Origin of the sequence: Pseudomonas sp. LS-2 (assembly GCF_003605735.1) — a bacterium.
Classification (GTDB): Bacteria; Pseudomonadota; Gammaproteobacteria; order Pseudomonadales; family Pseudomonadaceae; genus Aquipseudomonas.
This window is the reverse complement of sequence record NZ_QXTJ01000009.1, coordinates 1-24,491: the sequence shown is the minus strand read 5'-3', so window position 1 is coordinate 24,491 and position 24,491 is coordinate 1. Positions and strand designations below refer to the sequence as shown.

At 55.0% G+C, this 24,491-nt stretch carries 26 protein-coding genes, 4 tRNA genes and 3 pseudogenes; all 33 read right to left on the bottom strand.

Annotated features, from left to right (window positions below; genetic code table 11):
• Positions 1-16: 16 nt before the first annotated feature.
• The coding region (gene rplX, locus D3M70_RS06015; RefSeq protein ID WP_133306441.1) for a 50S ribosomal protein L24 at positions 17-280 on the bottom strand (264 nt) is incomplete at its 3' end.
• Positions 281-291: 11 nt separating this feature from the next.
• Complete coding sequence (gene rplN, locus D3M70_RS06010; protein WP_002555479.1) at positions 292-660, bottom strand: 50S ribosomal protein L14; 369 nt, start codon at positions 658-660, stop codon at positions 292-294.
• Positions 661-683: 23 nt separating this feature from the next.
• Positions 684-950 (bottom strand): 30S ribosomal protein S17, encoded by a 267-nt coding sequence (gene rpsQ, locus D3M70_RS06005; RefSeq protein ID WP_003194644.1) that lies wholly within the window; start codon positions 948-950, stop codon positions 684-686.
• Between the two features lie 2 nt (positions 951-952).
• The gene (rpmC, locus tag D3M70_RS06000) at positions 953-1,144 is read right to left on the bottom strand and encodes a 50S ribosomal protein L29 (RefSeq protein ID WP_002555481.1); all 192 of its coding nucleotides are present in this window, start codon (positions 1,142-1,144) and stop codon (positions 953-955) included.
• Positions 1,144-1,557: a 50S ribosomal protein L16 gene (rplP, locus tag D3M70_RS05995; RefSeq protein WP_019409905.1), complete on the bottom strand. Its 414-nt coding sequence runs from the start codon at positions 1,555-1,557 to the stop codon at positions 1,144-1,146. The genes rpmC and rplP overlap by 1 nt, the downstream gene beginning before the upstream one ends.
• 12 nt (positions 1,558-1,569) lie before the next feature.
• Positions 1,570-2,256 (bottom strand): 30S ribosomal protein S3, encoded by a 687-nt coding sequence (gene rpsC / locus D3M70_RS05990; protein ID WP_120124973.1) that lies wholly within the window; start codon positions 2,254-2,256, stop codon positions 1,570-1,572.
• 13 nt (positions 2,257-2,269) lie between these two features.
• Positions 2,270-2,602 carry a 50S ribosomal protein L22 gene (rplV, locus tag D3M70_RS05985; RefSeq protein WP_003103908.1) on the bottom strand — a complete coding sequence of 111 codons (333 nt, stop codon included), beginning with the start codon at positions 2,600-2,602 and terminating at the stop codon, positions 2,270-2,272.
• Between the two features lie 13 nt (positions 2,603-2,615).
• A complete protein-coding gene (rpsS, locus tag D3M70_RS05980; RefSeq protein WP_002555486.1) occupies positions 2,616-2,891 on the bottom strand; it encodes a 30S ribosomal protein S19 in 276 nt (91 codons plus the stop codon).
• Positions 2,892-2,907: 16 nt separating this feature from the next.
• Positions 2,908-3,732, bottom strand: coding sequence for a 50S ribosomal protein L2 (rplB, locus tag D3M70_RS05975; RefSeq protein ID WP_120124972.1), 825 nt, complete (start codon positions 3,730-3,732; stop codon positions 2,908-2,910).
• Positions 3,733-3,746: 14 nt separating this feature from the next.
• Entirely contained in the window at positions 3,747-4,046 is a 300-nt protein-coding gene (rplW, locus tag D3M70_RS05970; RefSeq protein WP_008374165.1) for a 50S ribosomal protein L23, read from the bottom strand.
• Complete coding sequence (gene rplD, locus D3M70_RS05965; protein ID WP_037017717.1) at positions 4,043-4,645, bottom strand: 50S ribosomal protein L4; 603 nt, start codon at positions 4,643-4,645, stop codon at positions 4,043-4,045. The genes rplW and rplD overlap by 4 nt, the downstream gene beginning before the upstream one ends.
• Before the next feature lie 12 nt (positions 4,646-4,657).
• On the bottom strand, positions 4,658-5,293 hold the full coding sequence (gene rplC, locus D3M70_RS05960; RefSeq protein ID WP_120124971.1) for a 50S ribosomal protein L3: 636 nt from the start codon (positions 5,291-5,293) through the stop codon (positions 4,658-4,660).
• Positions 5,294-5,374: 81 nt separating this feature from the next.
• Positions 5,375-5,686 (bottom strand): 30S ribosomal protein S10, encoded by a 312-nt coding sequence (rpsJ, locus tag D3M70_RS05955; RefSeq protein WP_003186070.1) that lies wholly within the window; start codon positions 5,684-5,686, stop codon positions 5,375-5,377.
• A 138-nt stretch (positions 5,687-5,824) separates the two neighbouring features.
• Complete coding sequence (tuf, locus tag D3M70_RS05950; RefSeq protein ID WP_110948918.1) at positions 5,825-7,018, bottom strand: elongation factor Tu; 1,194 nt, start codon at positions 7,016-7,018, stop codon at positions 5,825-5,827.
• A gap of 31 nt (positions 7,019-7,049) precedes the next feature.
• A complete protein-coding gene (gene fusA, locus D3M70_RS05945) occupies positions 7,050-9,155 on the bottom strand; it encodes an elongation factor G (RefSeq protein ID WP_060541895.1) in 2,106 nt (701 codons plus the stop codon).
• Between the two features lie 30 nt (positions 9,156-9,185).
• Positions 9,186-9,656 carry a 30S ribosomal protein S7 gene (gene rpsG / locus D3M70_RS05940; protein ID WP_073269011.1) on the bottom strand — a complete coding sequence of 157 codons (471 nt, stop codon included), beginning with the start codon at positions 9,654-9,656 and terminating at the stop codon, positions 9,186-9,188.
• Positions 9,657-9,775: 119 nt separating this feature from the next.
• Positions 9,776-10,147, bottom strand: a complete 372-nt coding sequence (rpsL, locus tag D3M70_RS05935; protein WP_002555494.1) for a 30S ribosomal protein S12 — start codon at positions 10,145-10,147, stop codon at positions 9,776-9,778.
• A gap of 204 nt (positions 10,148-10,351) precedes the next feature.
• Positions 10,352-11,566, bottom strand: a pseudogene (locus D3M70_RS32725) (DNA-directed RNA polymerase subunit beta'); the annotation flags it as partial.
• Position 11,567: 1 nt separating this feature from the next.
• Positions 11,568-14,494: DNA-directed RNA polymerase subunit beta' (rpoC, locus tag D3M70_RS05930; RefSeq protein ID WP_256659735.1), on the bottom strand; the 2,927-nt coding region annotated here is incomplete at its 3' end.
• A 63-nt stretch (positions 14,495-14,557) separates the two neighbouring features.
• Positions 14,558-16,979 (bottom strand): annotated as a pseudogene (gene rpoB, locus D3M70_RS32720) (DNA-directed RNA polymerase subunit beta); the annotation flags it as partial.
• A gap of 1 nt (position 16,980) precedes the next feature.
• Positions 16,981-18,583: pseudogene (gene rpoB, locus D3M70_RS32715) on the bottom strand (DNA-directed RNA polymerase subunit beta); the annotation flags it as partial.
• 220 nt (positions 18,584-18,803) lie between these two features.
• A complete protein-coding gene (gene rplL / locus D3M70_RS05920) occupies positions 18,804-19,169 on the bottom strand; it encodes a 50S ribosomal protein L7/L12 (RefSeq protein ID WP_005791984.1) in 366 nt (121 codons plus the stop codon).
• A gap of 78 nt (positions 19,170-19,247) precedes the next feature.
• Positions 19,248-19,748: a 50S ribosomal protein L10 gene (rplJ, locus tag D3M70_RS05915; protein ID WP_062384462.1), complete on the bottom strand. Its 501-nt coding sequence runs from the start codon at positions 19,746-19,748 to the stop codon at positions 19,248-19,250.
• A gap of 196 nt (positions 19,749-19,944) precedes the next feature.
• On the bottom strand, positions 19,945-20,640 hold the full coding sequence (gene rplA / locus D3M70_RS05910; RefSeq protein WP_062384458.1) for a 50S ribosomal protein L1: 696 nt from the start codon (positions 20,638-20,640) through the stop codon (positions 19,945-19,947).
• Positions 20,640-21,071 (bottom strand): 50S ribosomal protein L11, encoded by a 432-nt coding sequence (gene rplK / locus D3M70_RS05905; protein ID WP_081569201.1) that lies wholly within the window; start codon positions 21,069-21,071, stop codon positions 20,640-20,642. Before rplK ends, rplA begins: the two co-directional genes overlap by 1 nt.
• Positions 21,072-21,190: 119 nt before the next feature.
• Entirely contained in the window at positions 21,191-21,724 is a 534-nt protein-coding gene (gene nusG / locus D3M70_RS05900; protein ID WP_002555501.1) for a transcription termination/antitermination protein NusG, read from the bottom strand.
• Positions 21,725-21,733: 9 nt separating this feature from the next.
• On the bottom strand, positions 21,734-22,102 hold the full coding sequence (gene secE / locus D3M70_RS05895) for a preprotein translocase subunit SecE (RefSeq protein ID WP_081569200.1): 369 nt from the start codon (positions 22,100-22,102) through the stop codon (positions 21,734-21,736).
• A 45-nt stretch (positions 22,103-22,147) separates the two neighbouring features.
• Positions 22,148-22,223, bottom strand: a tRNA-Trp gene (locus D3M70_RS05890).
• Positions 22,224-22,413: 190 nt separating this feature from the next.
• Positions 22,414-22,489, bottom strand: a tRNA-Thr gene (locus tag D3M70_RS05885).
• A 27-nt stretch (positions 22,490-22,516) separates the two neighbouring features.
• Positions 22,517-22,590: transfer RNA gene (locus D3M70_RS05880), tRNA-Gly, on the bottom strand.
• Between the two features lie 27 nt (positions 22,591-22,617).
• Positions 22,618-22,702 (bottom strand) — tRNA-Tyr (locus tag D3M70_RS05875).
• Between the two features lie 141 nt (positions 22,703-22,843).
• Positions 22,844-23,263, bottom strand: coding sequence for a hypothetical protein (locus D3M70_RS05870; RefSeq protein WP_120124968.1), 420 nt, complete (start codon positions 23,261-23,263; stop codon positions 22,844-22,846).
• Between the two features lie 90 nt (positions 23,264-23,353).
• Positions 23,354-24,319, bottom strand: coding sequence for a bifunctional biotin--[acetyl-CoA-carboxylase] ligase/biotin operon repressor BirA (birA, locus tag D3M70_RS05865; RefSeq protein ID WP_120124967.1), 966 nt, complete (start codon positions 24,317-24,319; stop codon positions 23,354-23,356).
• Positions 24,320-24,491: the final 172 nt, after the last annotated feature.

The following is a 24,491-nucleotide window of genomic DNA, read 5'->3' as shown; positions in this document are numbered from 1 at the left end:
GCAGTGTTCAAGCATNGTCTTCAACTTTGAAACCAACGCGGTCAGCCTTGTTGGTTGCGCCGTTGAAAATGGCGACGTTGGAAGCGTGCAGTGGCGCTTCTTTCTCGACGATACCGCCCTGTACGCCCGACATCGGGTTAGGCTTGGTATGACGCTTCACCAGGTTGATCCCACCAACGACCAAACGGTCGTCAGCGAGAACCTTGAGCACCTTACCGCGCTTACCTTTGTCTTTGCCGGCGATCACGATGATCTCGTCGTCACGACGAATCTTTTGCATGTCGGATCTCCTTACAGCACTTCTGGGGCGAGCGAGACGATCTTCATGAACTTCTCAGTACGAAGTTCACGGGTCACTGGCCCAAAGATACGGGTGCCGATCGGCTCTTGCTTGTTGTTCAACAGAACAGCAGCGTTGCCATCGAAGCGGATGATGGAGCCGTCTGCGCGACGTACACCATGGCGAGTGCGGACTACAACAGCAGTCATCACTTGGCCTTTTTTCACCTTACCGCGCGGAATCGCTTCCTTGACGGTCACTTTGATGATGTCACCGATACCAGCGTAACGACGATGAGAGCCACCAAGCACCTTGATGCACATAACGCGGCGAGCGCCGCTGTTATCGGCCACATCGAGCATGGATTGAGTCTGAATCATATAATTTCTCCGACCCCTAGCCCTTAGACTTCCACAGCGCGTTCGAGAACATCAACCAGGGCCCAAGATTTGGTCTTGGCCATCGGACGAGTTTCACGAATAGTGACCTTGTCGCCGATGTGGCATTGGTTGGTTTCGTCGTGCGCGTGCAGCTTAGTCGAACGCTTAACGTATTTACCGTAGATCGGGTGCTTAACGCGACGTTCGATCAGAACGGTGATGGTCTTGTCCATCTTGTCGCTGACAACACGGCCAGTCAGCGTACGGACGGTTTTTTCGGCTTCAGCCATGATTACTTACCTGCCTGCTGGTTGAGCACAGTCTTCACGCGAGCGATGTCACGCTTAACTTGCGAGAGCAGGTGAGACTGCCCCAACTGGCCAGTTGCTTTCTGCATACGCAGATTGAACTGGTCGCGCAGCAAGCCGAGCAGTTGCTCGTTCAGTTGCTGTGCTGATTTTTCACGAAGTTCATTCGCTTTCATCACATCACCGTCCGCTTAACAAAGGAGGTGGCGAGCGGCAGCTTTGCAGCAGCCAGGGCGAAAGCCTCACGCGCCAACTCTTCGGAAACACCCTCGATTTCATACAGGACTTTGCCTGGCTGAATCTGGGCAACCCAGTATTCGACGTTACCCTTACCTTTACCCATACGAACTTCGAGGGGCTTTTTGGATATAGGCTTGTCCGGGAATACACGGATCCAGATCTTGCCGCCACGTTTTACGTGACGGGTCAGAGCACGACGCGCTGACTCGATCTGACGAGCGGTGAGACGACCACGAGCAACAGACTTCAGCGCATACTCGCCGAAGCTGACTTTGCTACCGCGCAGTGCCAGACCACGGTTGTGGCCGGTCATCTGCTTGCGGAACTTCGTACGCTTAGGTTGCAACATTTGGCGTACCCCTTACTTAGCAGCTTTTTTACGAGGCGCTGGTGCTTGTGGCTTCTGCTCTTCTTGGCGCCCACCGATTACTTCGCCTTTGAAGATCCAAACCTTTACACCGATCACACCGTAAGTGGTGTGAGCTTCGTAGTTGGCATAGTCGATGTCGGCACGCAGGGTGTGCAGAGGCACACGACCTTCGCGATACCATTCAGTACGTGCGATTTCAGCACCGCCGAGACGACCGCTCACTTGGATTTTGATGCCTTTGGCACCAATGCGCATGGCGTTCTGTACTGCGCGCTTCATAGCGCGACGGAACATTACGCGACGCTCCAGCTGCTGAGCTACGCTCTGCGCAACCAGCATACCGTCGAGTTCCGGCTTGCGGATCTCTTCGATATTGATGTGCACAGGCACACCCATTTGCTTGGTCAGGTCCTGACGCAGTTTCTCAACATCTTCACCTTTCTTGCCGATCACGATGCCGGGACGAGCGGTGTGGATGGTGATACGTGCAGTCTGAGCCGGACGATGGATATCGATACGGCTTACGGACGCGCTTTTTAGTTTGTCTTGGAGATACTCACGCACCTTCAGATCAGCGAACAAGTAGTCCGCATAAGTCCGACCGTCTGCGTACCAGACGGAGGTGTGCTCCTTGACGATTCCCAGGCGAATGCCAATGGGATGTACTTTCTGACCCATCTCTTCGACTCCGTTACTTGTCAGCAACCTTGACAGTGATATGGCAAGACCGCTTGACGATGCGATCAGCACGGCCTTTGGCACGTGGCATGATGCGCTTCAGCGAACGCCCTTCGTTGACGAAAACGGTGGAGACCTTCAGGTCATCAACGTCTGCGCCTTCGTTATGCTCGGCGTTGGCTACGGCCGACTCCAGCACTTTTTTCATGATCTCGGCGGCTTTCTTACTGCTGAAAGCCAACAGGTTGAGCGCTTCGCCCACCTTCTTCCCGCGGATCTGGTCGGCGACCAAGCGGGCTTTCTGGGCGGAGATTCGAGCGCCCGACAACTTAGCGGCTACTTCCATCGTTCCTTACCCCTTAACGCTTGGCTTTCTTGTCTGCCACGTGCCCACGATAAGTGCGGGTACCGGCAAACTCGCCCAGTTTGTGGCCGACCATGTCTTCGTTCACGAGAACAGGAACATGCTGACGACCGTTATGCACAGCAATGGTCAAACCGACCATTTGTGGCAGGATCATCGAACGACGCGACCAGGTTTTAACTGGTTTGCGATCGTTCTTTTCCGCCGCCACTTCGATCTTCTTCAGTAGGTGAAGATCAATAAAAGGACCTTTTTTCAGAGAACGTGGCACTGTCGTATCCCTCTATTTACTTGCGACGACGGACGATCATTTTGTCGGTACGCTTATTACCACGAGTCTTCGCGCCCTTAGTCGGGAAGCCCCACGGCGATACCGGATGACGACCACCAGAGGTACGACCTTCACCACCACCATGTGGGTGGTCAACCGGGTTCATGGCAACACCACGAACGGTTGGGCGAACGCCACGCCAGCGCTTGGCACCAGCTTTACCCAGCGAACGCAGGCTGTGCTCGGAGTTCGAAACCTCACCCAGAGTTGCACGGCATTCGGACAGGACTTTACGCATTTCACCGGAGCGAAGACGCAGGGTCACGTACACACCTTCACGAGCGATCAGCTGAGCCGAAGCACCAGCGGAACGAGCGATCTGAGCACCTTTACCAGGCTTCAGCTCGATACCGTGAACAGTGGAACCCACTGGGATGTTGCGCAGCTGCAGGGAGTTGCCTGGCTTGATTGGAGCCAGAGCGCCTGCAATCAGCTGGTCGCCAGCACTCACGCCTTTAGGCGCGATGATGTAACGACGCTCGCCGTCTGCGTACAGCAGCAGTGCGATGTGAGCAGTACGGTTTGGATCGTATTCGATGCGCTCGACAGTGGCAGCGATGCCATCTTTGTCATTGCGACGGAAATCGACCAAACGATAATGCTGCTTATGACCACCACCAACGTGACGTGTAGTGATGCGGCCATTGTTGTTACGACCACCAGACTTCGATTTTTTCTCGAGCAGCGGTGCGTGAGGAGCGCCTTTATGCAGCTCCTGGTTGACCACCTTGACCACAAAACGGCGGCCAGGGGAAGTCGGTTTGCATTTAACGATTGCCATGATGCACCCCTTCCTTACTCAGCACTGCTGCTGAAATCGAGATCTTGGCCTGGCTGAAGGGAGATAACTGCCTTCTTCCAGTCATTACGCTTGCCCAGACCGCGAGCAGTGCGCTTGGTCTTACCCAGAACGTTCAGGGTAGTCACACGCTCTACTTTCACGCTGAACAGGCTTTCGACGGCCTTCTTGATTTCCAGCTTGGTTGCATCAGTAGCAACCTTGAAAACGAACTGACCTTTCTTGTCTGCCAGAACCGTAGCCTTCTCGGAAACGTGCGGGCCAAGCAGAACTTTAAATACGCGTTCCTGGTTCATCCCAGCAGCTCCTCGAATTTCTTCACGGCCGACACAGTGATCAACACTTTGTCGTATGCGATCAGACTAACTGGATCGGAACCTTGAACGTCACGTACATCTACGTGCGGCAGGTTGCGAGCAGCCAGGTACAGATTCTGGTCAACAGCGTCAGACACGATCAGAACGTCGGTCAGGCTCATGTCGTTCAGCTTGCCCAGCAGGTCTTTGGTTTTCGGCGATTCAACCGCGAAATCCTGAACCACGACCAGACGATCAGTACGAACCAGTTCAGCAAGAATGGAGCGCAGTGCTGCGCGATACATTTTCTTGTTGAGCTTCTGAGAGTGATCCTGAGGACGCGCTGCGAATGTGGTACCACCGCCACGCCAGATTGGGCTACGGATAGTACCGGCACGAGCACGGCCAGTGCCCTTCTGACGCCATGGGCGCTTGCCGCCACCGGAAACGTCGGAACGGGTCTTTTGCTGCTTGCTGCCCTGACGGCCGCCAGCCATGTAGGCCACGACTGCTTGGTGAACCAGCGTCTCGTTAAACTCGCCGCCAAATGTCAGTTCGGAAACTTCGATCGCTTGAGCGTCATTTACATTTAATTGCATGTCAGCTTCCCCTTAACCGCGAGCCTTGGCTGCTGGACGTACAACCAGATTGCCGCCAGTAGCGCCAGGAACGGCGCCCTTGACCAACAACAGATTGCGTTCAGCGTCCACGCGCACTACTTCCAGGGACTGCACGGTCACGCGCTCAGCGCCCATATGACCGGACATTTTTTTGCCCTTGAATACACGACCAGGAGTCTGGCACTGGCCGATAGAGCCTGGGACGCGGTGGGAAACGGAGTTACCGTGGGTATTATCTTGGCCGCGGAAATTGTGGCGTTTGATAGTACCTGCGAAACCCTTACCCTTGGACTGACCGGTCACATCGACCAGCTGACCAGCAGCGAAGATTTCAGCATTGATCAGATCGCCAGCCTGGTATTCGCCTTCTTCAAGACGGAATTCCAGAACAGTGCGACCAGCGGCAACGTTCGCTTTAGCGAAGTGACCTGCCTGAGCAGCAGTCACACGCGAAGCACGACGCTCACCAACAGTGACTTGCACTGCACGATAGCCATCGCTTTCTTCGGTTTTGAACTGGGTGACGCGATTCGGCTCGATCTCAATGACCGTGACCGGAATGGAGACACCTTCTTCGGTGAAAATACGGGTCATACCGCATTTACGACCGACTACACCAATAGTCATGTTGTAAACCTCATGAGTGTACGGGGCTTTCACCCGCTATGGCCGCCCATTTCAGAGCGTTACACGACTAAGACCCAAGTCTTAGCCGAGGCTGATCTGCACTTCCACACCTGCCGCAAGATCAAGCTTCATCAGCGCATCAACGGTTTTATCCGTTGGCTGGACGATGTCCAGTACACGCTTATGAGTACGGATCTCGTACTGGTCACGCGCGTCTTTGTTGACGTGCGGAGAGACCAGAACGGTGAACCGCTCTTTACGGGTAGGCAGTGGAATAGGACCACGCACTTGAGCACCAGTACGTTTCGCGGTTTCCACGATTTCCTGGGTGGATTGGTCGATCAGGCGATGGTCAAAAGCCTTCAACCTGATACGGATTTGCTGATTTTGCATTGGATTTCAGACTCCAGGCTACTTCCCACCGAGCGCAATACGCCCGTTAAAAGGAGGCGCAATTCTATAGACGAGCTAACAGAGTGTCAACCCAATAAAAAAGCCCCCGCGAGCGGGGGCTTTTTCTTAAATCAACGCTTAGGCGATGATTTTGGCTACGACGCCAGCGCCGACGGTACGACCGCCTTCACGGATAGCGAAACGCAGACCGTCTTCCATTGCGATTGGCTTGATCAGAGTGACGGAAACTTTAACGTTGTCACCTGGCATAACCATTTCGGTGCCTTCCGGCAGTTCGCAGCTACCAGTTACGTCGGTAGTACGGAAGTAGAACTGTGGACGGTAGCCTTTGAAGAACGGAGTATGACGACCGCCTTCTTCCTTGCTCAGAACGTAGATTTCAGCTTCGAACTGAGTGTGTGGCTTAACAGTGCCCGGCTTGACCAGAACCTGACCACGCTCAACGTCGTCACGCTTGGTACCACGCAGCAGAACGCCGCAGTTCTCGCCAGCACGGCCTTCGTCCAGCAGCTTGCGGAACATCTCAACGCCAGTACAAGTAGTCTTGGTGGTGTCACGCAGACCCACGATTTCGACTTCTTCCTGGATCTTGATGATGCCACGCTCAACACGACCAGTAACAACAGTACCGCGACCCGAGATCGAGAACACGTCTTCGATTGGCATCAGGAAAGGCTTGTCGATAGCACGAACTGGTTCTGGGATGTAGCTGTCCAGAGTCTCAACCAGCTTCTTGACAGCCGAGGTACCCATTTCGTTGTCGTCTTGGCCGTTCAGAGCCATCAGAGCCGAACCGATGATGATCGGAGTGTCGTCGCCTGGGAACTCGTAAGTGCTCAGGAGGTCACGAACTTCCATCTCAACCAGTTCCAGCAGCTCAGCGTCGTCAACCATGTCAGCCTTGTTCAGGAAGACAACGATGTACGGAACGCCAACCTGACGGGACAGCAGGATGTGCTCACGGGTTTGCGGCATCGGACCATCAGCAGCCGAACAAACCAGGATAGCGCCATCCATCTGAGCAGCACCGGTGATCATGTTTTTTACGTAGTCGGCGTGACCTGGGCAGTCAACGTGCGCGTAGTGGCGAACGGCCGAATCGTATTCAACGTGAGCAGTGTTGATGGTGATACCACGAGCTTTCTCTTCTGGCGCGCTGTCGATCTTGTCGAAATCGACTTTAGCCGAACCGAAAACTTCGGAGCAGACGCGAGTCAGAGCAGCGGTCAGAGTGGTTTTACCGTGGTCAACGTGACCGATGGTGCCAACGTTGACGTGCGGTTTGTTACGTTCAAATTTTTCTTTAGCCACGACAAATAACTCCTAGCCTAAAGGCGCTGAATCAGCCTTGTTTTTTGGTTACAGTTTCGACGATGTGCGACGGCGCTGTATTGTATTTTTTGAATTCCATAGAGTAGCTTGCGCGACCTTGGGACATGGAGCGAACGTCGGTCGCATAACCGAACATCTCACCCAACGGAACCTCGGCGCGAATTACCTTGCCGGAAACCGTGTCTTCCATACCCAGGATCATGCCGCGACGACGGTTAAGGTCGCCCATCACGTCACCCATATAGTCTTCAGGCGTAACAACCTCTACCGCCATGATCGGCTCAAGCAACTCACCACCACCCTTCTGGGCTAGCTGCTTGGTCGCCATGGAGGCAGCCACCTTAAACGCCATCTCGTTCGAGTCGACGTCGTGGTAAGAACCATCAAACACGGTAGCCTTCAGGCCGATCAGCGGATAGCCGGCAACAACGCCGTTCTTCATCTGCTCTTCGATACCCTTCTGGATAGCCGGGATGTATTCCTTAGGAACCACACCACCCACTACTTCGTTCACGAATTGCAGACCTTCCTGACCTTCGTCAGCAGGTGCAAAACGGATCCAGCAGTGACCAAACTGGCCACGACCGCCGGATTGACGAACGAACTTGCCTTCGATTTCACAGTTCTTCGTGATGCGTTCACGATAGGAAACCTGAGGCTTGCCGATGTTGGCTTCGACGTTGAACTCACGGCGCATCCGGTCAACCAGGATGTCCAGGTGCAGCTCGCCCATGCCAGAGATGATCGTTTGACCAGTCTCTTCATCAGTCTTAACGCGGAAAGAAGGGTCTTCCTGAGCCAGCTTGCCCAGTGCGATACCCATTTTTTCCTGGTCATCCTTGGTCTTTGGCTCAACGGCAACCGAAATAACCGGTTCCGGGAAGTCCATGCGAACCAGGATGATTGGCTTGTCAGCGTTGCAGAGGGTTTCACCAGTGGTGACGTCCTTCATGCCGATCAGGGCCGCGATGTCACCAGCGCGCACTTCCTTGATCTCTTCACGGGCGTTTGCGTGCATTTGCACCATACGACCCACGCGCTCTTTCTTGCCTTTAACCGAGTTGATCACGCCGTCGCCGGAGGCCAATACGCCCGAGTAAACGCGGACGAAGGTCAAGGTACCCACGAATGGGTCGGTAGCGATCTTGAACGCCAGAGCCGAGAACGGCTCGTTGTCGTCTGCATGACGCTCCATCTCTTCTTCCTCGTTATCAGGGTTGGAACCCTTGATAGCAGGAATGTCGACTGGAGCCGGCAGGTAGTCGATAACGGCGTCGAGAACCAGCGGAACGCCCTTGTTCTTGAAAGAAGAACCGCAAACAGCCAAGACGATTTCGCCAGCGATAGTACGCTGACGCAGAGCGGCCTTGATTTCCTCGATGGTGAGCTCTTCACCCTCCAGGTACTTGTTCATCAGCTCTTCGCTGGCTTCGGCCGCAGCCTCAACCATGTTGCTGCGCCATTCTTCAGCCAGCTCCTGCAGTTCTGCAGGGATAGCTTCGCGGCGTGGAGTCATGCCCTTGTCAGCATCGTTCCAGTAAACCGCTTCCATGGTCATCAGATCGATCTGACCCTGGAAGTTGTCTTCGGAACCGATAGCCAACTGGATTGGCACCGGGGTGTGACCCAGACGCTGCTTGATCTGAGCGATCACGCGCAGGAAGTTGGCGCCAGCACGGTCCATCTTGTTCACGTAAACGATACGTGGAACACCGTATTTATTGGCTTGACGCCATACGGTTTCGGACTGCGGCTCAACGCCGGAAGTGCCACAAAACACAACGACAGCGCCGTCGAGTACACGCAGGGAACGCTCAACTTCAATGGTGAAGTCTACGTGACCCGGGGTATCGATGACGTTGAAGCGGTACTGGTCTTTGTGCTGCTTGGCCGAACCCTGCCAGAAGGCGGTAATGGCAGCAGAAGTAATGGTAATACCACGCTCCTGCTCCTGAACCATCCAGTCAGTGGTCGCAGCGCCGTCATGCACTTCGCCCATCTTGTGGCTTTTGCCAGTGTAAAAAAGGACGCGCTCGGTGGTGGTGGTTTTACCAGCATCCACGTGAGCAACGATACCAATGTTACGGTAGCGGTTGATCGGTGTAGTACGAGCCATAAAGCCCTCGCAAAATTAGTGACGCTGAAATTAGAAGCGGTAGTGCGAGAAAGCCTTGTTGGCTTCAGCCATACGGTGCACGTCTTCACGCTTCTTAACCGCAGCACCTTTGCCTTCAGCGGCGTCCAACAGTTCGCCAGCCAAACGCAGAGCCATAGACTTCTCACCGCGCTTGCGCGCGTAGTCTACCAGCCAGCGCATTGCCAGAGCATTACGACGAGACGGACGAACTTCAACCGGAACCTGGTAAGTAGCACCGCCTACACGGCGCGACTTTACTTCGACCAGCGGAGCGATGGCGTCGAGAGCTTTCTCGAAGATTTCCAGGGGGTCGCTGTTCTTGCGTTCTTTAACCTTGTCCAGCGCGCCATAAACGATACGCTCGGCAACGGCTTTTTTGCCGCTTTCCATCACGTGGTTCATGAACTTGGCCAGGATTTGGCTTCCGTATTTTGGATCGTCAAGCACTTCGCGCTTGGCTGCTACGCGTCTTCTTGGCATGGATAAGCCCTCAAACGGTCTTCAGGTTCGCTCGGAATCGGTGCCCTTTCGGGACGCCTCCGACCTTACTCTTATCGACTCAGAAAATAAGATGATTCAGTTGTTTCAAAAAGCCGCTACTACTTAGGCTTCTTGGTACCGTACTTCGAACGACCCTGGTTACGACCTTTAACGCCGGAAGTATCCAAGGAGCCGCGAACGGTGTGGTAACGAACACCCGGCAAGTCTTTTACACGGCCGCCACGAATCAGTACGACGCTGTGCTCTTGCAGGTTGTGGCCTTCACCGCCGATGTACGAGGAAACCTCGAAACCGTTGGTCAGACGCACACGGCATACTTTACGCAGTGCCGAGTTAGGTTTCTTCGGCGTGGTGGTGTACACACGGGTGCACACACCACGACGTTGCGGGCAGTTCTGCAGCGCAGGTACGTCGGATTTCTCGACGATACGCTTACGCGGCTGACGTACCAGCTGGTTGATAGTTGCCATCTACTAGCTCCACTGTTGTCTTGCGACGCTATTGTCTTACAAGAAAAGCAAAATGGCAGGACATGAGTCCCGCCAGATTTAGGGGTACAAGAGTCTAAAGAGGATCCTGCCCCCAGTCAAGGCAAAGCCCCGACCGCAATGCCCACCCGCTCACAGGAACAAGCCTGTCAGTTGCGGAGGGACATCACGATCAGGGCCCTGCTCTCAATTACTGCTTGAGTTCAACGCTTCGGTCAGCGCGGCTTCAACTTCGCTCGCACTCACACGCAACGGCTTGTCTGCTTCACGACGGCGCTTGCGCTCGCTGTGGTAGGCCAAACCGGTACCGGCAGGGATCAGACGACCCACAACCACGTTTTCTTTCAGGCCGCGAAGGTAATCGCGCTTGCCGGTTACCGCCGCTTCGGTCAGTACACGAGTAGTCTCCTGGAAGGAGGCCGCCGAGATGAACGATTCGGTGGACAGCGACGCCTTGGTAATACCGAGCAGCACACGAGTGAACTTCGAGATGAACTTCTCGTCCTGTGCGAGGCGCTCGTTCTCAACCAGAACATGCGTCAACTCCATCTGGTCGCCCTTGATGAAGCTCGAGTCGCCAGACTCGGAGATCTCAACCTTGCGCAGCATCTGACGAAGGATCGTTTCGATGTGCTTGTCGTTGATCTTCACGCCTTGCAAACGGTAAACGTCTTGAATCTCATTGACGATGTATTTCGCCAGAGCGCTGACACCCAACAAACGCAGGATGTCGTGCGGATCGCTAGGACCGTCGGAGATAACTTCACCGCGGTTCACTTGCTCACCCTCGAAGACGTTCAGGTGACGCCATTTCGGAATCAGCTCTTCGTACGGATCGCTGCCGTCGTTTGGCGTAATCACCAGGCGACGCTTGCCTTTGGTCTCTTTACCGAATGCGATCGTACCGCTGACTTCCGCCAGGATCGACGCTTCTTTCGGGCGACGCGCTTCGAACAAGTCAGCAACGCGTGGCAGACCACCGGTGATGTCACGGGTCTTGGAAGTCTCTTGTGGAATACGGGCGATAACGTCACCCACGCCCACCTGAGCACCGTCCGCCACACCGACCAGAGCGTTGGCAGGCAAGAAGTACTGAGCCGGTACGTCAGTACCCGGCAGCAGCAGATCCTTGCCATCGATACCTACCATCTTCACCGCAGGACGGATGTCCTTGCCGGCTGCAGGGCGGTCTTTGGCATCCAGTACTTCGATATTGGTCAAACCGGTCAGTTCATCGGTCTGGCGCTTGATCGTAATACCTTCTTCCATGCCCACGTAGGTCACGGTACCTTTCATTTCGGTAACGATCGGGTGAGTGTGCGGATCCCACTTGGCTACGATAGAGCCAGCGTCGACCTTGTCGCCTTCCTTCACCGCGATCACTGCACCGTAAGGCAGTTTNACGGCGACCAGGTTGCCGTCCAGACGCTCTACGTGCTTCAGGTTATGCAGACGGACGATACCGCCGTTCTTCACCTGAACGCTGTCAGCTGCGGAAGTACGGCTTGCCGCACCACCGATGTGGAACGTACGCATGGTCAGCTGGGTACCCGGCTCACCGATGGACTGTGCCGCGATTACGCCGACAGCTTCACCGATGTTCACCTGGTGACCACGGGCCAGATCGCGACCGTAGCACTTGGCGCAGATGCCATAGCGGGTTTCACAGCTGATCGGCGAGCGTACGATCACTTCGTCGATGCTGTTTAGCTCGATGAATTCGACCCACTTCTCGTCTACCAGAGTACCTGCCGGAACGATCACGTCCTCAGTGCCAGGCTTGAACACGTCACGGGCGATCACTCGACCCAGTACGCGCTCACCCAGCGGCTCGACTACGTCGCCGCCTTCAATGTGGGGCGTCATGAGCAGGCCTTGCTCGGTCCCGCAATCGACTTCGGTAACGACCAAGTCTTGCGCCACGTCTACCAGACGACGAGTCAGGTAACCGGAGTTCGCGGTTTTCAACGCGGTATCCGCCAGACCTTTACGAGCACCGTGAGTAGAGATGAAGTACTGAAGTACGCTCAAACCTTCACGGAAGTTCGCAGTGATCGGGGTCTCGATGATCGAGCCATCCGGCTTGGCCATCAGACCACGCATACCGGCCAACTGACGAATCTGTGCTGCGGAACCCCGCGCACCGGAGTCAGCCATCATGTACATCGAGTTGAAGGACTCTTGATCCACAGTCTCGCCATGACGGTCGACAACCTTCTCTTTCGAGAGGTTGGACATCATCGCCTTGGAGACTTCGTCGTTCGCCTTGGACCAGAGGTCGATCACCTTGTTGTACTTCTCGCCCTGGGTTACCAGGCCGGAGGCGTACTGACTTTCGATCTCTTTAACTTCTTCGGTCGCGGCGTCGATGATGCGAGCTTTTTCATCCGGGATAACGAAGTCGTTAACGCCGATGGAAACACCCGAAATCGTCGAGTACGCAAAACCGGTGTACATCAACTGGTCAGCGAAGATCACGGTCTCTTTCAGACCAACCACGCGATAGCACTGGTTGATCAGCTTGGAGATCGCCTTTTTCTTCATAGGCTGGTTGACGACGTCGTACGACAGACCTTTTGGCACAACTTGATACAGCAATGCACGGCCGACGGTGGTATCGACAATACGGGTGCCGCTCACGCTGCCGCCGTCACGGTCATTGACCGTTTCGTTGATCCGCACCTTAACCTTGGCATGCAGCGCGGCTTCGCCGGCGCGGAATACACGGTCAACTTCCTGCAGATCCGCGAACACACGACCTTCGCCCTTAGCGTTGATCGCTTCACGAGTCATGTAGTACAGACCCAGTACAACGTCCTGCGAAGGAACGATGATTGGCTCACCGTTGGCTGGCGACAGGATGTTGTTGGTCGACATCATCAGCGCGCGCGCTTCGAGCTGGGCTTCCAGCGTCAGCGGAACGTGAACGGCCATCTGGTCGCCGTCGAAGTCGGCGTTGTACGCAGCACAGACCAGCGGGTGCAGCTGAATAGCCTTGCCTTCGATCAGCACCGGTTCAAACGCCTGGATACCCAGACGGTGAAGAGTCGGCGCACGGTTCAGAAGCACTGGATGTTCACGAATCACCTCAGCGAGAACGTCCCAGACCTCTGGCAGTTCGCGCTCGACCATTTTTTTGGCCGCTTTGATGGTGGTCGCGAGACCGCGCATTTCCAGCTTGCCAAAGATGAACGGCTTGAACAGCTCGAGAGCCATTTTCTTCGGCAGGCCGCACTGGTGCAGACGCAGGGTCGGACCTACGGTGATTACCGAACGACCCGAATAGTCAACGCGCTTACCGAGCAAGTTCTGACGGAAACGACCCTGCTTACCCTTGATCATGTCAGCCAGGGATTTGAGAGGACGCTTGTTCGAACCGGTGATCGCACGGCCGCGACGGCCGTTGTCGAGCAACGCGTCCACAGCTTCCTGCAGCATGCGCTTTTCGTTGCGCACGATGATGTCCGGAGCGGACAGATCCAGCAGGCGCTTCAAACGGTTGTTACGGTTGATCACTCGACGATACAGATCGTTGAGGTCGGATGTCGCGAAACGACCGCCATCCAGTGGAACCAGTGGACGCAGATCTGGCGGCAGAACCGGCAGAACGGTCAACACCATCCACTCTGGCAAGTTGCCGGAACCCTGGAAGGCTTCCATCAACTTCAGGCGCTTGGACAGCTTCTTGATCTTGGTTTCGGAGTTGGTTTGCGGAATCTCTTCGCGCAGACGGCCAATCTCGTGCTCCAGGTCGATAGCATGCAGCAGCTCGCGGACAGCCTCGGCACCCATGCGGGCGTCGAAGTCGTCACCGAACTCCTCGAGGGCTTCGAAGTACTGCTCGTCGTTCAGCAGCTGACCTTTTTCAAGGGTGGTCATGCCTGGATCGATAACGACATAGCTCTCGAAGTAGAGAACACGCTCGATATCACGCAGGGTCATGTCCATCAGCAAACCGATACGGGACGGCAGCGATTTCAGGAACCAGATGTGAGCAACCGGCGAAGCCAGCTCGATGTGAGCCATACGCTCACGACGGACTTTAGCCAGTGCAACCTCAACGCCGCACTTCTCGCAGATCACGCCACGATGCTTCAAGCGCTTGTACTTACCGCACAGGCACTCGTAATCCTTTACCGGGCCAAAGATCTTGGCGCAGAACAGGCCGTCACGCTCAGGTTTGAACGTACGATAGTTGATGGTTTCCGGCTTTTTAACTTCACCGAACGACCACGAACGGATCATCTCAGGCGATGCCAATCCGATACGGATGGCGTCGAACTCTTCGACTTGACCCTGGTTTTTCAGCAAATTCAGTAGGTCTTTCAAGGCCTTTCCTCCTGGCGGAGCAGAGGGTGTTCATACCGACCCACCCTCGATTCGCGTCACGTGTTATTCGGTTTCCAGATCGATATCGATACCGAGCGAACGGATTTCTTTGATCAACACGTTGAAGGACTCGGGCATGCCCGGCTCCATACGGTGATCGCCGTCCACGATGTTTTTGTACATCTTGGTACGGCCGTTCACATCGTCCGACTTCACTGTGAGCATTTCTTGCAGAGTGTATGCCGCGCCGTATGCTTCCAGCGCCCAGACCTCCATCTCCCCGAAACGCTGACCACCGAACTGCGCCTTACCACCCAGCGGCTGCTGGGTAACCAGGCTGTAGGAACCAGTGGAACGCGCATGCATCTTGTCGTCCACCAAGTGGTTCAGCTTCAGCATGTACATGTAGCCAACAGTTACCGGACGCTCGAATTTGTTACCGGTACGACCGTCGAACAGTTGCATCTGGCCACTGTCCGGCATGTCCGCCAGGCGCAGCATGGCCTTGATTTCGCTTTCCTTGGCACCGTCAAACACCGGAGTTGCCATTGGAACGCCGCCACGCAGGTTCTTCGCCAGATCGAGAACTTCCTGATCAGACAGGTCGTCCAGGTTTTCCTGACGACCGCCGATCTCGTTCAGGAACTTGCGCAGTTCAACGACTTTACGCTGCTCTTCGAGCATACGGTTGATCTTCTCGCCCAGACCCTTGGCCGCGAGGCCCAAGTGCGTCTCGAGAATCTGACCAACGTTCATACGCGAAGGTACACCCAACGGGTTGAGGACGATATCCACAGGCGTGCCATTGGCATCGTGCGGCATGTCTTCAACCGGCATGATCACGGAGACCACACCTTTGTTACCGTGGCGACCGGCCATTTTGTCGCCCGGCTGGATGCGGCGACGAATGGCAAGGTAGACCTTGACGATTTTCAGCACGCCAGGAGCCAGGTCATCGCCTTGCTGCAGTTTGCGCTTCTTGTCTTCGAACTTGTCGTCCAGCAGACGACGACGATCGACGATGTAAGCCTGAGCTTTCTCGAGCTGCTCGTTCAGTGCGTCTTCGACCATGCGCAGTTTGAACCACTGACCGTGCTCAAGAGCATCGAGGACTTCATCGGTGATTTCCTGACCTTTCTTCAGGCCGGCACCACCTTCGACAGTACGACCTACCAGCGCGGAGCGCAGACGTTCGAAGGTCGCGCCTTCAACGATTCGGAACTCTTCGTTCAGATCCTTGCGGATCTCGTCCAGCTGGCTCTTTTCGATAGACAGGGCACGAGCATCACGCTCAACGCCGTCGCGAGTGAAAACCTGTACGTCGATAACAGTACCTTTGGTACCGGTAGGTACGCGCAGGGAGGTGTCTTTGACGTCACTGGCTTTCTCACCGAAGATCGCACGCAGCAGTTTTTCTTCTGGAGTAAGCTGGGTCTCGCCTTTCGGGGTGACCTTACCAACCAGAATGTCGCCAGCGCCTACTTCAGCACCTACGTAAACGATACCGGCTTCGTCCAGTTTGTTCAGCGCTGCTTCACCCACGTTCGGGATGTCAGCGGTGATTTCCTCAGGGCCCAGTTTGGTATCACGCGCCACACAGGTCAGTTCCTGAATGTGGATCGTGGTGAAGCGGTCTTCTTGAACGACGCGCTCAGACAGGCAAATGGAGTCTTCGAAGTTGAAGCCGTTCCATGCCATGAACGCGATGCGCATGTTCTGACCAAGAGCCAGTTCACCCATGTCGGTGGACGGACCATCGGCCATGATGTCGCTACGCTGAACACGATCACCCTTGCTCACCAGCGGACGCTGATTGATGCAGGTGTTCTGGTTCGAGCGGGTGTACTTGGTCAGGTTGTAGATGTCGACACCGGCTTCGCCCGGCTCTACTTCGTCATCAGCAACACGCACAACGATACGGCTGGCATCTACCGAGTCAATGACGCCGCCACGACGGGCAACGACGCAAACGCCGGAGTCACGGGCTACGTTGCGCTCCATGCCGGTACCGACCAGCGGCTTGTCAGCACGCAGGGTTGGTACAGCCTGACGCTGCATGTTCGAACCCATCAACGCACGGTTGGCATCGTCGTGCTCCAGGAACGGAATCAGCGACGCTGCGACCGAAACTACCTGCTTCGGCGATACGTCCATCAAGGTGACGTCTTCCGGCGCCTTGACAGTGAATTCGTTCAGGTGACGTACAGCAACCAGCTCATCGATCAGCTGACCCTTGTCGTTCATCGCCGCCGAAGCCTGCGCGATCACATGATCGGCTTCTTCGATAGCGGACAGGAACACGATCTCGTCGGTAACCAGACCTTCTTTTACCACGCGGTACGGGCTTTCCAGGAAGCCGTACTGATTGGTACGGGCATAAGCAGCGAGCGAGTTGATCAGACCAATGTTCGGACCTTCCGGCGTTTCGATCGGGCAAACACGACCGTAGTGCGTCGGGTGTACGTCACGGACTTCGAAGCCTGCGNCACGACGCTTGTGGGTGATCTCGGACAAAGGGTTGTTCTGGTCCATGAACTGCGAAAGCTGGCTGGAACCAAAGAACTCCTTGACCGCAGCAGCAACCGGCTTGGCATTGATCAGGTCTTGAGGCATCAGACCTTCGCTTTCAGCCATCGACAGACGCTCTTTGACCGCACGCTCAACACGCACCAGGCCAACGCGGAACTGGTTTTCAGCCATCTCGCCTACGCAGCGAACACGGCGGTTACCCAGATGGTCGATATCATCGACGATGCCCTTGCCGTTACGGATATCAACGAGGGTCTTGAGGACCGCAACGATGTCTTCCTTGCACAGCACGCCCGAACCTTCGATCTCGGTGCGACCGATACGACGGTTGAACTTCATTCGGCCTACGGCCGACAGATCATAACGCTCTGGGCTAAAGAACAGATTGTTGAACAGCGTCTCCGCGGCATCCTTGGTTGGCGGCTCGCCAGGACGCATCATGCGATAGATTTCGACCAAAGCTTCCAGCTGGTTGCCGGTCGAGTCGATCTTCAGGGTGTCGGAGATGAACGGACCGCAGTCGATGTCGTTGGTGTACAACGTCTCGATGCGAACAACCTGAGCCTTGGCGATCTTCGCCAGGATTTCAGTGTTCAGCTCGGTATTGCACTCAGCAATGATTTCGCCGGTAGCCGGATGCACGATTGCTTTGGCGGTAGTACGGCCAAGAACGTAATCCAGCGGAACCTCAAGCGCCTTGATACCGGCCTTTTCCAACTGGTTGATGTGGCGCGCGGTAATTCGGCGGCCTTGCTCAACGATTACTTTCCCCTTGTCATCCTGGATATCCAGAACGGCAATTTCACCACGCAGGCGCTGAGGCACCAGCTCCAGGCTCAGGGATTCCCCCTGAACGTGGAAAACGTTGGTGGTGTAGAAAGCGTCCAGCACTTCTTCAGTGGTGTAGCCCAGAGCACGCAGCAGCACCGATGCAGGCAGCTTGCGACGACGGTCGATACGGACGAATACACAGTCCTTTGGATCGAACTCGAAGTCCAGCCACGAACCACGGTAAGGAATGATGCGAGCGGAGTACAACAGCTTGCCAGAACTGTGCGTCTTGCCGCGGTCGTGGTCAAAGAACACGCCCGGGGAACGGTGCAGCTGGGAAACGATCACACGCTCGGTACCGTTGATAACGAAGGTACCGTTTTCAGTCATCAGGGGGATTTCGCCCATGTAGACTTCTTGCTCTTTGATGTCCTTGATCGCTTTGTTCGACGATTCTTTGTCGAAAATGATCAGGCGCACTTTTACCCGCAAAGGTACGGCGTACGTCACACCGCGCAGCACGCATTCCTTGACATCAAAAGCCGGTTCGCCCAGACGATAACCGACGTACTCCAGAGCAGCATTGCCGGAGTAGCTGATGATCGGGAAAACGGATTTGAAGGCCGCATGCAGGCCCACGTCGCGGAACTGATCTTTAGTCGCTCCCGCTTGCAAGAATTCACGATACGAATCCAGCTGGATGGCCAGGAGGTAAGGCACATCCATGACGTCCGGCAACTTGCTAAAGTCCTTGCGGATACGTTTTTTCTCAGTATATGAGTAAGCCATCAGCGTTCCCCAGCTTGGTCACCTGCTTGTTTGGCCTCCCCCGACGGGAGCGGCCAGAAAATCTTGCAAACCCCATGGTTTGCGCCACCGTTCGAGGCGGTTGAAGCACGTTAATGGCGCCGATCTAATCGATCACCAAGAACGGAAAAAGGCCGGTGGCAGAAGCCACCAGCCATCAGCCTTTCGCTAAACGCTCGGGCTGGAGACGCAAAGTCGATGCTTACTTCAGCTCGACTTTAGCGCCTGCTTCTTCCAGAGTAGCTTTGGCTTTGTCTGCAGCGTCTTTCGCCACTGCTTCCAGAACCATTGCTGGAGCGCCGTCAACGACTGCCTTGGCTTCTTTCAGGCCCAGACCGGTCAGTTCACGAACTGCTTTAATGACGTTAACTTTCTTCTCGCCAGCTTCGGTCAGCATGACGTTGAATTCGGTTTGCTCTTCAACCACGGCAGCAGCAGCAGCTGGGCCAGCGGAAGCAGCAGCAGCGCTGACACCGAATTTTTCTTCGAAAGCTTTGATCAGTTCAACAACCTGCAGAACGGACATTTCAGCTACGGCGTTGAGGATATCGTCTTGAGAGATAGACATGACTCTAATTCCTGAATTGTGTGAGGGCCTATGCGGCCTTCGAAATAAACAAAAATACGCGAAAAGAGGTGTGCGGCCTTAGGCTGCAGCAGCTTCTTTCTGTTCGCGAACTGCCGCCAGAGTACGAGCCAATTTGCTGGTAGCGCCCTGAATCACGCTCATCAGCTGGGAAATTGCTTCGTCACGGGTCGGCAAGGTTGCCAGCACGTCGATCTGATTCGCTGCGAGGAACTTGCCCTCGAACGCAGCTGCCTTGATCTCGAACTTGTCCTGACCTTTAGCAAACTCTTTGAACAGACGGGCAGCAGCACCAGGGTGTTCGTTGGAGAAAGCGATCAAGGTCGGGCCGGTGAATGCGTCGTTGAGAACACTGTATTCAGTGTCAGCAACGGCACGCTTGAGCAGGGTGTTACGTACGACACGTACGTAAACGCCAGCTTCACGAGCCTCTTTACGGAGTCCGGTCATCGCGCCTACTGTTACGCCACGGGCATCAGCCACGACAGCGGACAGAGCGACTTTGGCAGCCTCGTTGACTTCAGCGACGATGGCCTTCTTGTCTTCGAGTTTAATTGCCACGGGTTTAACTCCTGCTTGTTACCGTTTCATCTGACCGAAGCCGGATGTCGTTTTGGTGTCTGATTCGGTAAGGAACCGGGAGCACCATCTGCGTAGGCTTGTGTTTTAAGACTGTCGCCGCCTACGGTCTTGGATAGCCCCCGCCAGGCAGGGACCCCAATACTTGCAAAGGTGCGGTTACCCGCACCCTGCGGTCTTACGCGTTCAACGAACCCTGGTCGATGACCAGGCCTGGGCCCATAGTGGTGCTCAGGGTAACGCGCTTGACGTAGATACCTTTCGAGGAAGCCGGCTTGATCCGCTTCAGGTCAGCGATCAGGGCTTCAACGTTTTCGCGCAGCTTGTCAGCATCAAAACCGACTTTGCCAACGGAGGTGTGGATGATGCCGTTCTTGTCGGTGCGATAACGAACCTGACCAGCTTTTGCGTTTTTGACCGCGTTAGCTACGTCTGGAGTCACCGTGCCGACTTTCGGGTTAGGCATCAGGCCACGTGGACCGAGGATCTGACCCAGCTGACCTACAACACGCATTGCGTCCGGGGATGCAATGACCACGTCATAGTTCAGGTCGCCGCCTTTCATTTCGGCAGCTAGGTCGTCCATACCAACGCGATCAGCGCCGGCAGCCAGAGCTGCTTCAGCTGCTGGGCCTTGAGTGAAGACAGCAACGCGAACAGTCTTGCCAGTGCCGTGTGGCAGCACGGTAGCGCTGCGAACAACCTGGTCGGATTTACGCGGGTCAACACCGAGGTTTACAGCTACGTCCACGGACTCGCTGAATTTAACGGTCGACAGCTCGGTCAGCAGAGCAGCTGCGTCGTTGAAGCTATAGGACTTGCCAGCTTCAACTTTCGAAGCGATTGCCTTTTGGCGCTTGGTCAGCTTAGCCATTACACACCCTCCACGTTAAGGCCCATGCTACGAGCAGAACCGGCGATGGTACGCACGGCAGCTTCCATGTCAGCAGCAGTCAGATCCGCGTTTTTGACTTTAGCGATCTCTTCCAGCTGAGCACGGGTAACAGTGCCAACTTTAACGGTGTTCGGACGAGCCGAGCCGCTGGTCAGGCCAGCTGCTTTCTTCAGAAGAACCGAAGCAGGGGTGCTTTTGGTTTCAAAAGTGAAGCTACGGTCGCTGTAAACAGTGATGATCACAGGAGTCGGCAGACCTGGCTCAAGACCCTGAGTACGGGCGTTGAAAGCCTTGCAGAATTCCATGATATTCACGCCATGCTGACCCAGAGCCGGGCCAACAGGTGGGCTTGGGTTAGCCTGAGCGGCTTTCACTTGAAGCTTGATGTAAGCGGTAATCTTCTTGGCCATGAGGCACTCCAATTACGGGTTCAAACGCCCCAAAAGGCTCCCCGGTTACTTGCGCGTTTATCCCAGTGACGAAAAAACCCCACAGCCCAAGGCTGCGGGGTATGGGATTTCCAGCTCAGCTATGCCTTTTCGACCTGACTGAACTCGAGCTCTACCGGAGTAGAGCGTCCGAAAATGAGCACCGCGACCTGAATCCGGCTCTTTTCGTAGTTAACTTCTTCAACCGTACCGTTGAAATCCGCGAACGGACCATCGGTAACACGAACCACTTCACCTGGCTCAAACAGAGTCTTGGGTTTCGGCTTGTCGCTACCATCAGCAACACGACGGAGAATGGCCTCAGCCTCCTTATCAGTGATAGGAGCCGGCTTATCCGCTGTTCCACCGATGAAGCCCATGACACGAGGGGTGTCCTTGACCAAGTGCCAAGTACCCTCATTCATGTCCATCTGAACAAGCACATAACCAGGGAAGAACTTACGCTCGCTTTTGCGTTTCTGGCCGTTACGCATCTCTACCACTTCTTCGGTAGGGACCAGAATTTCGCCAAAACCATCTTCCATGCCTGCCAGCTTTACACGCTCGATCAGAGAGCGCATAACATGCTTCTCGTAACCCGAGTAGGCATGCACAACGTACCAACGCTTAGCCACGGGACACCCTTAGCCGACGATCAAGGAAACAAGCCAGCCGAGCAGGGAATCTAGCCCCCACAACAGCAGCGCCATAACCAGAACCACAGCCACCACAATGAGGGTAGTCTGGGTGGTTTCTTGACGAGTAGGCCATACGACTTTACGAATCTCAGCGCGAGCTTCCTTGGCCAACACGAAGAAAGCCTTGCCCTTGCCAGTCTGCAACCCCACATAGGCTGCAACAGCGGCAATCACGAGCAAGGCAAGCACGCGATACAGGATTGGCTGCGCCGAGTAGTATTGATTTCCGACGACACCCACTACGACCAAGAGGACTACAACGAGCCACTTGACGAGATCAAAACGGGAGTCTGGGGCTTCAGCCTTTGGATTCATCTACTAAAATCCTGTGAAAAGAAAGCCAGATACGTTAAGCGAATCTGGCAGGTCAGGAGGGAATCGAACCCCCAACCTACGGTTTTGGAGACCGTCGCTCTGCCAATTGAGCTACTGACCTAAAAGCAAAATCAGGCCGACCATTATGCGGACCCGACAAGAAGATTTCAACAGCTATTCGGCAAGGCCACACTCTCCACCCTACCGAATCACTGCTAGCGACTGATTGCGGCCCAGGCTTGAAGCCGAAACACCGAACCCAACCAACCGCCTAAAACAAAGGCAGATACTTTCATATCTGCCTTTATTAATGGAGCTCTTGAGCGGATTTGAACCGCTGACCTCACCCTTACCAAGGGTGTGCTCTACCAACTGAGCTACAAGAGCAAAACGCATTGCACAACCAACAAAACTTGGAGCGGGTAGCGGGAATCGAACCCGCATCATCAGCTTGGAAGGCTGAGGTTCTACCACTAAACTATACCCGCCGAGCATGCTGCTTACGCTCGAAAATTTGGTGGAGGGGGAAGGATTCGAACCTTCGAAGTCGTAGACGTCAGATTTACAGTCTGATCCCTTTGGCCGCTCGGGAACCCCTCCTAAGCGAGCCGGCATTCTATATCATGCCAGCCTTCTGTCAACCTTTTTCTCAATAAAAACTTGAGGTTACAAACGTTGACCTTCGTTTCGCGTGCATTTCAGTTTGTCCTGCACTGCGAAGCGGGCGCCATTCTATGCAAACTAATCGGCAGTTGCAATGCCTTCACATGACATTATTTTACTTTTTAATTGCGGAAAGTCCTGCTTCAACCCACCTAACAGCGATTCATCAACCAGACGACGGCTATCAGGCGCCACCTTTAGCCAAAACACCGAACCCGCTTCATCCAGACGCTTACCAAATTGAGTTTGGATATCCAGACTTGTCAGGCGCTGCTCGATAATCCTCGCCTCACCCTGCTGAATATCGCCTCCAATGTACACACACTGACTGCTCGCAGATCGCGCTGCACTCGACTCGCTAAGGAGCTGAATGTCATTTTTGTCACTCTTGTAGAGCGACAAGGGTGCGACCTCCTTAGGGCGCAATGGCGCCTCCTGCTGATGCCATAAGTAATAGAACGCGTTTAACATCACCAACAATAAAAAGACCCAACGCATAACAACCTCATCGCCCACGACACCTGAGACGCCAGCAGCATCACCGCCACACTCACAAAGTCCTTACAACCAAGATGGAGGAACAGCGAATCACTGATCGGCGACGGAGCGGAGCCGTAGACTTAGCTCTCCCCCACTGAAGGTTTTCACCTGATCTGCTACGAGCAAACGGAGCGCTCCCACAGGGTCCACCCCCAACACAATCCCATCTATAGAATTTACACCCGCGAGCAGTGTTACCGGCTTACCCTGCCAAAGGTGACTGGCCTCCCATTCCTCCTTGAAAGCGGAGAATCCCTTTTCCAAGTGAAGGGCCAGATACACGTCCAGATTTTGGCTCAGACTTATAGCGACCTGATTTCGATCCTGGTGGTGCCCAGTCTCCAGCATCATCGACGTCCATAATTGATCCACCTCAGTGGCAGCTCGCATGTTGACGTTAATTCCAATCCCGATCACTACGTGACAGACATCCGCAGGATCACCTGTCAGCTCAAGCAGTACGCCTGCGAGCTTCCGGTTACCCACCAAGATATCGTTAGGCCACTTTAGACCGGCGTTATCTACTCCCATCTCACGTAGCATTTTTACCACGGCGAGCCCCACAAGCAGGCTAAGCCCCTCCAACTGGCGCATTCCGCCTTCAATGCGAAGCGCCAGGCTGTAGTAAAGGTTCTCAGCAAAAGGACTGACCCATTTGCGGCCACGACGCCCCCTCCCAGCGGTTTGCCGTTCTGCGAGCACGATAAGAGGTAGAGAATCACCTCGATCGACCAGACGCATGGCTTCGGCGTTTGTGGAACCGATAGCGTCGTATGCATGGACAAACCAGTTAGCACCGCCCAGGCCTTCCCTCAAACGATCTCGATCCAATAAAGACAGGGAATGCGCCAACCGATAGCCTCGCCCCCGCACTTTGTGAATCTCGATACCGGTCTCTACTTCGAGCTGCTGCAGCTTCTTCCAGACAGCGCTGCGGCTTATACCAAGCAGAGCCCCTAAATCCTCGCCCGAGTGGAATTCCCCATCGCTTAGAAGCCTCAACAACGTTTGCATTCGTATCACGCCTGTCAGTAAGGGACGCATAATAGCCATGCATCTTGTCGATGCATAGAATCAGCCGCCTGATCGCAGAGTGCATGCGCATTTTTCGCGCGCAAAAACAAAACCCCATCTGCTTTCGCAGATGGGGTTTCGGAATTTAATCTTGACGATGACCTACTCTCAC